At 29.6% G+C, this 12664-nt stretch carries 10 protein-coding genes and 1 other RNA gene; 9 read left to right on the top strand and 2 right to left on the bottom strand.

The features are described 5' to 3' along the window. Positions 1-73: 73 nt before the first annotated feature. Both rnr and smpB read left to right on the top strand, forming a co-directional pair. The gene (gene rnr / locus E5347_RS13600) at positions 74-2287 is read left to right on the top strand and encodes a ribonuclease R (RefSeq protein WP_136007773.1); all 2214 of its coding nucleotides are present in this window, start codon (positions 74-76) and stop codon (positions 2285-2287) included. A 331-nt stretch (positions 2288-2618) separates the two neighbouring features. After that, positions 2619-3089, top strand: a complete 471-nt coding sequence (gene smpB / locus E5347_RS13595; RefSeq protein WP_136007795.1) for an SsrA-binding protein SmpB — start codon at positions 2619-2621, stop codon at positions 3087-3089. 188 nt (positions 3090-3277) lie between these two features. Here the strand turns inward: smpB and E5347_RS13590 are convergent, their stop codons facing one another. Further along, entirely contained in the window at positions 3278-4342 is a 1065-nt protein-coding gene (locus tag E5347_RS13590; protein WP_136007772.1) for a lactonase family protein, read from the bottom strand. A gap of 647 nt (positions 4343-4989) precedes the next feature. On the opposite strand from E5347_RS13590, the gene E5347_RS13585 reads away from it, so the two are divergent. From E5347_RS13585 to ssrA, 7 genes are all read left to right on the top strand, one after another. Next, positions 4990-5877, top strand: coding sequence for a sulfide/dihydroorotate dehydrogenase-like FAD/NAD-binding protein (locus tag E5347_RS13585; protein ID WP_136007771.1), 888 nt, complete (start codon positions 4990-4992; stop codon positions 5875-5877). A gap of 2 nt (positions 5878-5879) precedes the next feature. After that, on the top strand, positions 5880-7280 hold the full coding sequence (gene gltA / locus E5347_RS13580) for an NADPH-dependent glutamate synthase (RefSeq protein ID WP_136007770.1): 1401 nt from the start codon (positions 5880-5882) through the stop codon (positions 7278-7280). A 603-nt stretch (positions 7281-7883) separates the two neighbouring features. Beyond that, positions 7884-8279, top strand: a complete 396-nt coding sequence (locus E5347_RS13575; RefSeq protein ID WP_136007769.1) for an RrF2 family transcriptional regulator — start codon at positions 7884-7886, stop codon at positions 8277-8279. A 182-nt stretch (positions 8280-8461) separates the two neighbouring features. Continuing rightward, positions 8462-9451, top strand: a complete 990-nt coding sequence (locus tag E5347_RS13570; protein WP_136007768.1) for a Gfo/Idh/MocA family protein — start codon at positions 8462-8464, stop codon at positions 9449-9451. 103 nt (positions 9452-9554) lie between these two features. Then, positions 9555-10052, top strand: coding sequence for an AAA family ATPase (locus E5347_RS13565; RefSeq protein WP_136007767.1), 498 nt, complete (start codon positions 9555-9557; stop codon positions 10050-10052). A 20-nt stretch (positions 10053-10072) separates the two neighbouring features. After that, the gene (locus E5347_RS13560) at positions 10073-10504 is read left to right on the top strand and encodes a VOC family protein (RefSeq protein WP_136007766.1); all 432 of its coding nucleotides are present in this window, start codon (positions 10073-10075) and stop codon (positions 10502-10504) included. Positions 10505-10934: 430 nt separating this feature from the next. Beyond that, positions 10935-11266: a transfer-messenger RNA gene (gene ssrA, locus E5347_RS13555) on the top strand. Positions 11267-11579: 313 nt separating this feature from the next. Here ssrA and E5347_RS13550 read toward each other — a convergent pair. Further along, positions 11580-11990, bottom strand: coding sequence for an LAGLIDADG family homing endonuclease (locus tag E5347_RS13550; protein WP_136007765.1), 411 nt, complete (start codon positions 11988-11990; stop codon positions 11580-11582). Between the last annotated feature and the right edge of the window lie 674 nt (positions 11991-12664).

The following is a 12664-nucleotide window of genomic DNA, read 5'->3' as shown; positions in this document are numbered from 1 at the left end:
CTTATATATGGATAAAATATAGAAGTATAGGTAAAAAAGATAGGTCTATATTTATAATAAAGGAAGTGAAAAAATGGGAATAAAGCAAACGGTATTAAGTTTTATGAGAGAAGAAGCTTATAGACCAATGGATATTCAAGAATTAGTATCAGTATTTGATATAAATCCTGATGAATATAAGTCTTTTAAAAAAGTTTTAAAAGCAATGGAAAAAGAAGGCTTAATAGTTAGAACTAAGAAGGATAAGTTTGGAGTGCCAGAAAGACTTGGACTTATCAAAGGAAAGTTAGAGGTCCATCAAAAAGGATTTGGATTCTTATTACCAGAAACTGAAGGAGAAAAGGATGTTTTCATACCTAGTTCTTCAATGAATGGTGCTATGAATGGAGATAAGGTATTAGTTCAAATTACAAGAGAAGACTTCAATGGTAAAAAGCGTGAAGGTGAAGTAAGAGAAGTACTAGAAAGAGTAAATTCTAAGATAATTGGTGTTTATGAAGATAGTAGAAACTTTGGCTTTGTTGTACCTGAGGATACTAGAATAAATCAAGATATATTTATATCTAAAAAAGATAGAAATGGTGCAAGTGAAGGCGATATTGTAATTTGTGAAATAGTAAAATGGGGAGATAAAAGAAGAAGCCCAGAAGGAATAGTTAAAGAGGTCCTAGGTAAAAAAGGTGATAAAGGATTAGATATATTAACTATTATTAAGAAATATGGACTGCCAGAAGAATTTTCAGAGAAGGTTCTTAATTATGCAGAAAATATTGAAGAAGAAATAGATGAAAAAGAATATAAAAGAAGATTAGATCTTAGAGATTTAAGAATGGTAACTATAGATGGAGAAGATGCTAAAGACTTAGATGATGCTGTGTCTATAGAAAGGCTTGAAGATGGAAAATTTAAACTTGGAGTTCATATAGCAGATGTATCTCATTATGTACGAGAAAAGAATCCTTTAGATAAGGAAGCATTAAAGAGAGCAACTTCTGTTTATTTAATAGATAGAGTTATTCCAATGTTACCAAAGAAATTATCTAATGGAATTTGTTCATTAAATCCTAAGGTTGATAGACTTGCCTTAAGTTGTTTTATGATTATAGATAACAAGGGTAAGGTTATAAGACATGAAATTCACGAAACTGTAATAAGAACTTCAGAAAGAATGACTTATACAGATGTAACTAAGATTCTTGAAAATAATGATGAAGAACTTATTAAAAGATATGATTATTTAGTAGATGACTTTAAAGCTATGGAAGAGTTATGTACTATTCTTCGTGGAAAGAGATTCAAAAGAGGAGCTATAGACTTTAACTTTGAAGAGTCTAAGATAATATTAAATGACTTAGGTAAGCCAATTGATATAAAGCCATATGATAGAGCTATTGCAAATAGAATAATAGAAGAATTTATGCTAGTTTGTAATGAAACTATAGCTGAGCATATGTATTGGACTAATTTGCCATTTGTATATAGAATTCACGAAGATCCAGATGAAGAAAAATTAGAAAAGTTCAAAGAATTTGTATACAATTTAGGTCATGTAGTTAAGTGGGGACAAGAAACTCACCCTAGAGCCCTTCAAGATATACTAGAAAAGGTTAAGGGTAAGAAAGAGGAAACTGTAGTTAGTACTTTATTACTTCGTTCAATGATGCAAGCTAAGTACTCTCCAGAATGTGTAGGACACTTTGGTCTTGCAGCAAAATACTACTGTCACTTTACTTCACCAATAAGAAGATATCCTGACCTTCAAATTCATAGAATCATTAAGGAACAACTTAATGGTAAGATAGATGAAAAGAGAAGTGCAAAACTATCTGGAATAGTAGAAATAGCATCTAAGCAATCATCAGAAATGGAAAGATTAGCTCAAGAAGCTGAAAGAGAAGTAGATGATTTAAAGAAGGCAGAATATATGCAAGAAAGAATTGGAGAAGAGTTCTCAGCAATTATTTCTTCAGTGACTTCCTTTGGATTATTTGCGGAACTTCCTAATACTATAGAAGGACTTATCCATATTACAGCTTTAGATGATGATTATTATATTTATGATGAAGCTCATCTATGCTTAATAGGGGAAAGAACTAAGAAGGTATATAGATTAGGTGATGAAGTTAAGGTAAAATGTAGTAGAGTAGATATAGACAATAGAGAAGTATATTTTGATTTAATAGAAGAAGATAATAAAGAAGAAATAGTTCCAAGTGAAAAATTAAGTGAAGAAATTCAAAAAGCAAAGGCAGATATACAAAATGATTTAATTGATGAAGAAGAGTAGTTTTAAGATGCGAATAAAACCGCAAATATAAATAGAATATGCTCCATAAGACAAATGGCTGCAAAAAGAAGCTCTAATGCTCGTAAAAACTACTAAGCCAAGAGTTTTGGTAGAGCTCGCATGCGCTTAGACAAACCAACAACTCTAAGACTTAGTAGCTTTTACTTCACCAAGAGCTTCTAATTTTCCGCCATATGCTTATTTCACATATTATATTTATATTTGCTAGTAGTTCAGCATCTAAAATTAAAATTAAGAATTGAAAGAATGAAAGTGCTGTCGCACAATGAAAAAATTAAAGAATGAAAAAATGAAATTTGTGGTGGATATTATGGTAAGAAAGAAAAATAGTAATTCATTAGCTGAAAATAGAAAAGCAAGGCATGATTATTTTGTTGAAGAAACAATTGAAGCTGGAATAGCATTAGTTGGAACAGAAGTAAAATCAATAAGAGCAGGAAAGTGTAACTTAAAAGAAAGTTATGCTGATGTTGAAAATGGAGAAATAACAATTAAAGGTATGCATATTAGTCCTTATGAACAAGGAAATATTTTTAATGTTGATCCATTAAGAGAAAGAAAGCTTTTACTTCATAAAGAGCAAATTTCAAGATTTGCAGGTCTTGTATCTCAACAAGGATTTACTTTAGTGCCACTTTCTTTATACTTGAAAAATGGAAAGGTTAAAGTAGCTCTTGGCTTATGTAGAGGTAAAAAGAATTACGATAAGAGAGATTCTATGCTTGAAAAAGCTCATAAGAGAGATATTGAAAGACAATTAAAGAATTCAACAAGATATTAATTTAAGAATCAGATAAAGTGATTCTTATAGGAACCAATCTAGGTGCATAGCAGTGCTTAGCCCCCACTTTGAGAAGATGGGAGTATTAACAGTGGCAGAGATTGGATAAATAATTTGGATATTAATATTAAATCTAGATATATAAATAGACATATCAAAATAATTACTTTGATATGTCTATTTTTTTATTAAATGAACTTGATACAAACTCCGCTTTCGATGGCAAATTCTTTATCAGCCTTAGTTAACTTACCTGTTTTAATATCTCTATGGAAAATAGTAATATTATGTGTAAGTTGATGAGGGATAATTAAAAACTTTCCACTTGGATCTATAGTAAAGTCTCTAGGATGGGAGCCATTTGTTTCTGTAATTTCAACTAAATTAAGTTTAAAGCTATTTTCATCTATAGAGAATACAGCAATAGAGTCGAAGCCGCGGTTAGATGTATATAAAAATTTTCCGTCTGGTGATATAGAGATTGCAGCTGCATCAGTTTGTCCTCTGAAATCCTCAGGAATAGCTGAAATTCTTTGAATTATATTAAAGGTACTATCTTCAATATTATAAGATAATACAAAAACTTCTGAAGTTAGTTCACTAAGTAAAAATGCAACTTTATTATTTTCATGAAAAGCCATATGTCTTGGGCCTGCTCCATCTGGAAATTTAATAGAACGTAAAGTATCTTCTTTTAAAATTCCATTTTCATAATCATAAACAACAAGTTTATCAATACCTAAATCGATAGCAAGAAGTTTTTCTTCATTAGGAGTAAGACATACAAAATGTGGATGAGGCTTTTCTTGCCTTTCTTTATTTACTCCAGAGCCAGTATGATAATTTCTAGATTTTAAATCACCTATAGAACCATCAGCTAGTAGAGAATAGCAAGATATTTCACCATTATGATAATTTGCAGTAAATAAGAATGAGTTTTTACTATCAGTAATTAAATGACATGGTGAAGCTCCAGTGGAAATCTTGTAATTTAGAAGAGATAAGCTTAAATCCTCATTTATTAAATAAGAAGCAACTCCTCCCTCATTACCTTTCTTTATTATTGAATATAAAAATTTCTTATCTTTAGAAATGGCTAAGTAAGTTGGGTTCCCAATCTCGCTAGCAAGTTCTATAGAGTCTATTTCGCAATTTACATTATTGAAAGAAAATTTATAAATTCCTTTGCTATTTCCTTTAGTATAAGTTCCTATAAAGCCTTTTGAAATAGTATTTATATCTATTAAAAACACCTCCTAAAAAATAGTTTAATTATATAACATTACTGAAAATTAGTTTGATCATATAACATTACTTAAATATACACTTTAATTATATAACATTTATTAGGGGAAATGCTGAAAATATACAATGTTTATTGGAATATATGATTTAAATGTATGATATTTACTGATATATATAAGTTTAAATAATTATAAATAGATAGTGATAGAGTATAAGTTTAAGAAAGAGGTTTAAAAAGAATTTAGAAATGTTATTAAGATAGTATAGATTAATAGGGGGATTTTCATCTAAAATATCACTATTACAGAAAAATGTAGTAAATATGTATGAAGGAGTTTCAAAAAGGGTTATAGAGGTAGATAAAGTGAAGGATTTAACGATTTTATTTAATGAAAACATTTGTATAAAAATTGGATTTTCATAAATAATGAGTAAGTAGAAAATAAATTCTATAAATTTAGGGAGGTAGTATAGAACTTTTTACATTTATAAGAGAAGAGAATTATATCATGTAGAAGGAGTATTAGAAGCATTAAATTAGACTAGTACATATTATTAATAAATTTTTATATATAAATATATGATTAAGAATTGTATGAATATTAAAAAAATGATAAGATAAAAGTATGTTAAAAATAAAACAGGGGGTACAACTATGTATAAAGTTGTTAGTAAGAGGGAGTTAACTGATAATATATATCTTATGGATATAGAAGCACCAAGAGTTGCTAAGTCAGCTAAACCAGGACAATTTATTATTATTAAAAATGATGATAAGGGTGAAAGAATACCGTTAACTATTGCTGACTATAGTAAAGACAAGGGGACTGTAACTATAGTATTTCAAGCAGTTGGTAGAGGAACAAAGGAACTTGCAAGTTTTAATGAGGGAGATTATGTTGCTGACTTTGTTGGTCCATTAGGACAACCAAGTGAATTTGTTTATGAAGATATAAATGAATTAAAAAGAAAAAATATCATCTTTATAGCAGGTGGTGTGGGGGCAGCACCTGTATATCCGCAAGTAAAATGGATGCATGATCATGGTATTGATTGTGATGTTATAGTTGGAAGTAGAAGTAAGGAATTATTAATATTAAAAGATGACTTAAAGAAGGTTTCTAAGAATTTATATATATCAACAGATGATGGTAGCTATGGATTTAATGGAAGAGTTACTGATTGCTTAAAACACTTAGTAGAAGAAAAAGGTAATAAATATGACCATGCAGTTGTAATAGGACCTATGATAATGATGAAGTTTATGGCTAGTCTTACTAAGGAGTTAAATATACCAACTACAGTAAGTTTAAATCCTATTATGGTAGATGGTACAGGCATGTGTGGTGCTTGCAGAGTTACTGTTGGAGGAAAAGTTAAATTTGCCTGTGTAGATGGACCAGAGTTTGATGGACATTTAGTAGATTTTGATGAATCTATGAGAAGACAAGCTATGTATAAAACTGAGGAAGGTAGATCTCAGTTGATTATAGAAGAAGGAGATACTCATAATCATGGTGGTTGTGGTTGTAAGGTGGATTAGTTATGAATATGCAAGATAGAATGAAAAGGGTACCTATAGCAGAACAAGCTCCAGAAATTAGAGCTAAGAACTTTGAAGAGGTTTGCCTTGGATACTTAGATGAGGAAGCAATAAGGGAAGCTAATAGATGTTTAGGCTGTAAGAATCCTAAATGTGTTGATGGATGTCCAGTATCTATAAATATTCCAGGGTTTATAGGATATATGAAAGAAGGAGAATTTGAAAAAGCTGCTAAAGAAGTTGCAAAATATAGTGCATTACCAGCTGTTTGTGGAAGAGTATGCCCTCAAGAAAGCCAATGTGAAGGTAAATGTGTACTTGGGATTAAAGGTGAAGCAGTATCTATTGGTAAGCTTGAAAGATTTATAGCAGATTGGTCTAGAATAAATGAAGTTGATCTTTCTGAGAGGGAAGAATTAAAAGGTAAGAAAGTGGCAGTTATAGGAAGTGGTCCTGCGGGATTAACTTGTGCAGGAGAATTAGCTAGAAAAGGCTATGATGTAACTATTTTTGAAGCATTACATGAACCAGGTGGAGTATTAGTTTATGGGATTCCTGAGTTTAGATTACCTAAGGATGATGTAGTTAGACCTGAAATTGAAAATATAAAGAAGCTTGGAGTTAATATAGAAACTAACGTTATAATAGGTAGAACCATTACCATTGATGAACTTATGGCTGAGGAAGAGTTTTCGGCTGTCTTTATAGGTTCAGGAGCAGGACTTCCTAAATTTATGGGGATTCCAGGAGAAAATGCAAATGGAGTATTATCTGCTAATGAATTCTTAACTAGGGTTAATTTAATGAAAGCCTTTAAAGAAGAATATCATACACCAGTAAAGATAGGTAAAAAGGTAGCTATAGTAGGTGGAGGAAATGTTGCTATGGATGCAGCAAGAACTGCCTTAAGATTAGGATCAGAATCGCATATAGTTTATAGAAGAAGTGAATCTGAATTGCCAGCAAGAGCTGAAGAAGTACACCATGCTAAAGAAGAAGGAGTGATTTTTGACGTTTTAACTAATCCAACAGAAATCTTAGTAGATGAAAATGGATGGGTTAAGGGAATGAGATGTGTAGAAATGGAGCTAGGAGAGCCAGATGAATCAGGAAGAAGAAGACCTGTAGTTAAAGCAGGATCTGAATATATTATGGATGTAGATACAGTTATAATGTCTCTTGGAACTTCTCCAAATCCGTTAATATCTTCTACTACTGAAGGTCTTGAAACTAATAAGTGGAAGTGTTTAATTGCAGATGAAAGAGGTCTTACTACTAAAGAAGGAGTTTATGCTGGTGGAGATGCAGTTACAGGAGCAGCTACTGTTATACTTGCAATGGGAGCAGGGAAAAAAGCTGCAAATGCAATAGATGAGTACTTAAATAATTTAGATAAAAATTAAGCTAAGCAGCTAGATAAAAGTCTAAGTTAAGTAAATTACCATCTATAACAAAGTCTAAGTTTGAAAATCAGTCTAGATGAAAAATTAAGTTAAGTAAATTAAATAAGAATCTTAGATAAGAAAACTTAAATAATTTGTTTAGATAAAAAAAGATAAATGATTTAAGTAAAAAGCTTTGATATATAACTTAGATTTAGAGGATAAATTAGTAATAAGAAGAAGGAAAAATAGTTCTAGAAAAATTTTTGACATATTAATAAGTTATTAATTTAAAAGAATAATGATGTTTATATGGGTGCTTATAATAGTAAAATCTATTAGGATTCTACTTAAAGACACCCATAAAACAACATAAAATTATAAGATACTATAATAAATGTATGAAATATTAAATTTTTGTAAATAATATATGGTTGATTTAGTAATTAATAGGTGAAATATAGTATAATTAAATAGAAAATTTTATTTAATTTATTTTGCGAATATGTTTACTTTTAAAGTTATTAGCTATACAATTTTTATATTGAAAAAGTTTAAATAAAATTTTTTATAAATGTCCTCAATTACTAGTAGGATTATCTTAAACGAAAGAGGGGTATTAAAATGTATTTATCCAAATTTACTGATTATTCATTTAGATCACTAATTTATCTAGCAGAAAACAGAGACAAACTTTGTACTGTTGAAGAACTTGCAAAAAAACTAGAAATATCAGAGCATCATTTAAAAAAGATAATACATAAAATGGCGAAGACAGATTTAGTTATTTCTATGAAAGGTAGAACAGGTGGATTAAAACTTGGATTAGAGCCTTCAGATATAAATTTGGGAGAAGTTATAAAGATAACAGAAGACAATTTAAATATTGCACAATGCTTTAACAAAGAGAATTGTTGTCCTTATGTGGGGTCAGGATGTAAGATAAAAGGAATAATGAGAAGCTCATTAGATGCATTTATAAATGAGTTTTCTAAATATACATTAGAAGATGTATTATAAGGATTAAATTATAAATAATAGATTAAAATGAAATATACATTTGAGGATAATGTTAAATTTCACTTATAAATAAAGAAAGAGGAACTGAATTTGTACTAAACTTAATTAATAGGTTGTATTTCAGTTCCTTTTTTTTATACAATAGATATATGGAATAATATAACATAAAAATGGAGGGCAGTATGGTTAATATAGGAATAATAGGAACGAACTTTATTACTGATAGTTTAATTGCAGGTGCTAAGGAAGTTAAGGATGCAAAGATTTCAGCTGTTTATTCAAGAACTGAAGAAAGGGCAAAAGAGTATGCAAAGAAATTTGGGATAGAGCATACCTTTACTAATTTAGAAGAAATGGCAAAGAGTGATTTAATAGATGCAGTTTATATAGCATCACCAAATTCACTACATGCTAGTCAAGCAATTTTATTTTTAAAGAATAAGAAGCATGTATTAGGGGAAAAAGCTTTTGCTTCAAATACTAAAGAAGTAGATGAAATGATTAAGGCTGCTAAAGAAAATAATGTAGTTCTTATGGAAGCTATGAGAACTACAGTGTTACCAAATTTTAAAGCTATAAAAGACAACTTATATAAGATTGGAAAGATTAGAAAGTATTTTGCAAGCTACTGCCAATACTCTTCAAGATATGATAAATATAAGGCTGGAGAAGTGTTAAATGCCTTTAAAAATGAATTATCTAATGGAGCTATTATGGATATAGGAATTTACTGTATAGCACCTATGGTTAATCTTTTTGGAAAGCCAAATACAGTAAAGGCTAATGGAGTAATGCTAAAAACAGGTGTAGATGGAGAAGGAAGTGCAATCTTTGGTTATGACGATATGGAGGCAGCAGTTATTTATTCAAAAATAAGCAATTCATATCTTCCATCAGAAATTCAAGGGGAAGAGGGAAGCATAATAATTAATAAAATCAACAACTTTGAAAATGTAAAGATTATTTATAGAGATGGAAGAGAAGAAGATTTAACTTTAGAGCATAAAAAAGAAAATATGTGTTACGAAGTTGAAGAGTTTGTAAACTTAATTCAATCAGGAGAAAAAGAATCTACGATAAACTCCCTAAAGGTTTCAAGAGATGTAATAGAAGTAATAGAAGAAGCTAGGAAGCAAATAGGAGTTATATATCCAGCAGACAGAGACAATTAACAGTTAACAATTAGAAATTAACAATTTAGGAGATAATTCAGGTAAAAAGTAAAAGAGATTATAAGATATTCTTAGAATCAGTATGAAATGGATTATTAATTATATGAAACATTTATATTTAATTAGTGGGACTATGGGAGTAGGAAAAACTACAACATGTCAAATCATGAAGAAAAAACTAAATAGTAGTGTTTTTCTTGATGGAGATTGGTGTTGGGATATGGATCCCTTTATAGTAAATGATGAAACTAAGAAAATGGTAATAAATAATATTTGCTTCTTATTAAATAATTTTATTGAAACGTCGGTATATGAAAATATTATTTTCTGTTGGGTTATGCATGAGCAGAGTATTATAGAGGATATTCTAGCAAGGCTAAATACTGAAAATTGTAATTTACATTTAATATCTTTAGTTTGTGATAAGGAATCTTTAAAGAATAGGTTAGAAAAAGATATAGATAAGGGTGTTAGAACTGAGGATATTATTAATAGAAGTTTAGAACGACTTAAACTTTATGAAAACTTATTAACACAGAAAGTTGATGTATCAAGACTGACTCCAAGGGAAGTAGCTGATTATATTATTATAAATTGTTAATTAGGAAGTAGGGGGAATTTATGAATAGAATTAATATTATTTGTTTAGGTGTTAGAGATATGAAAAAATCTATCCAGTTTTATAGAGATGGACTAGGATTTCAAACAGATGAAAAGGAAGATAATCCAGCTGTAATATTTTTTAATACAACAGGAACAAAGTTTGAATTATATCCTTTAAATCTTTTAGCAGAAGATATTAGCTCTGATAATCCACCTAAAATAGGTACAGGATTTTCAGGTGTTACTTTAGCACTTAATGTTAAAAGTAAAAATGAAGTAGATGAAGTAATTGAACTAGCTAGAAAAGCAGGAGCAACAATAGCAAAAGAACCTCAAGATGTTTTCTGGGGGGGATATCATGCTTACTTTGCAGATCCTGATGGATACTACTGGGAAGTAGCTTGGGGTCCAAATTTTAAGTTTGATGAAAATGATATGCTTGTATTTTAAGTATATTAGAGAGTTATTATGGAGTAGATAAAAGTGTATTAGTTTATTATTGTTCTAAAGACAAAAGTTTATTATCCATTAGGAATTAATAATAAAAAATTTCTAATGGATAAAGTAATTTGTTTTAAATTACAAAAAATAAATTGATTACATACTATGAGATTAAGCTAGAGTAAAAGAAAGAATACTTATATTATAACTAAGATATAGTATGAGTTTTATAAAGGAACTATAAAGTCAGGCTAAAACTATAATTATCCTCAAAATAAATGAATTATTTAGCTAAGTATTTAAGACTATGTAATTTAGGGAAATCATAGTTAAAATGCATGATTCAAGGCTGTTGACAGAAAAAAAATTATAATATATAATTACAACACGGAATGAAAATTGAATATTTCGCGTTAAACTAATTTTAACCTGGGGGCGTTTTGGCTTCGACGGGGGTAAGATGGGTTTGATAAGCGAGCCGAGGCAAGCATGTCACCTCGATAATAAAGTATGCATTAAAGATAAACGCAGAAGACAATTTTGCATTAGCAGCTTAATATAGCCGCTCATCAGCCCGAGGTCCCCACGCTTCGGATCACTGGTGTCATTGAAGTGGGAAACGAAGTTTAGCAAAGCTTTGAGCTAAAGGGGTATTAATGAAGCTAGGGAATTAGGAGTTTGTTTGTGAGCGAACTAAGGACCGAAATTTTAGTCACAAACTACGCTCGTAGAAAGTCAGATTGGTCTGCTTTCGGACAGGGGTTCGATTCGTAAGATGAGTCGCCTTATGAAGTGATTCATAAGTGATAACTTGGCTTTATCGGTGAACCCGTAACAGATAATGCTGACGGCAATACCGAGAGGTATGTGAAGAAATTCAACAGCCTCGTATCGACTTATAGGTTCCTAAAGTGAAAGCGATGGAATACTAGGATAGAAGACATAAACTATACTGAGCTTCTATAATACGCCAAGAGTGTACAGAACTTGTACACTAAGATATAGTCAGTGCCATTAAGAAATTATGGACGCACATGACCCCTCGCCTCCACCATGAAATCCACGATAGAGATGTCGTGGATTTTTACTTTATACCAATAAATTCATTATAAAATTCTTCTTTCTCAACTAGCATTTCTTCCGTATATCTACCATTCCTAGGAGTAAGAGATTTATATTTCTTTAAAATCAATTCAGTCCTTTTTCTTTTAACATCAATTACTAGATATGGTTCTATATCTATCAATAAAGAAATAGCATAATTTCTTCGTAAGACGTAGCTATAACAATCTTTATGTATTTCTAAATTATAATTTTTCTTTTTAGTAATAGTACCTTTTCCTACTACTTTCTTAATCCATTCTAATAATTCTAAAGTGGTTGAAGCTATTGATATACAAGGAGATGGATGTTCATTTTTATGTATTTTTTGTAGCATAACGCTGCCCTCACCATCTATAATTCCAGCAATATAGGCTTTTTCTGTTTCAGTCATAAAGTAACCTTTTTCTAAGAATTTTATTTATTAATAATAGTATGTGACTTTAAATAGAAAACATTTCTTGGAATTAGACAATTATTCATACTAGTAAAATCAATAACCTTACAATCTTTTTCATTTATAATCTCTATAGTATCAGCAGGTTTTACAATCCATACATACTTTTCATATCCAAAGGCTAATTTAATAAATCTGATTAAAACATAAATAAGATCTATTACATATTCTTAAAACAATAGAATTTATAGCTATTTCATTATATTCATAAGATAAATTCACATTAGTTTTATATAGGGGTAATATAGTATAGCTAGGTTAATTTTAAGGTGGGATTTTAATGGGGACATTTAAAAGAGCATGGTTATATAACTAGAAAGAAAGTTAAAAGTATTATTATGTTTTTTATATTACTTGGAATAGCAACAGCTCCATTAGATGAACTTTCAATAAAAAAGGCTACATTAGCTAATAAACAACTATGATCATTAGAATCATAAGTACTATTCACTATAATAATTTAAGTAAAGTAACTGTAATAAAGTCAAAGCTTTGTTACAGTTATTTTACGTATAAACTTTAATGAAAAACTATCTGATTATTTTTTGTACAAATATAATAAAAAATCTAGAAAAATAAAAATAAATATTATAATATATGAATGTAAATTT

It is taken from the genome of Clostridium sartagoforme, assembly GCF_004794105.1.
GTDB classification, from domain to species: domain Bacteria; phylum Bacillota; class Clostridia; order Clostridiales; family Clostridiaceae; genus Clostridium; species Clostridium sartagoforme_B.
Note: the sequence above shows the minus strand (reverse complement) of the source record. Positions and strands in the feature narration are given on the sequence as shown.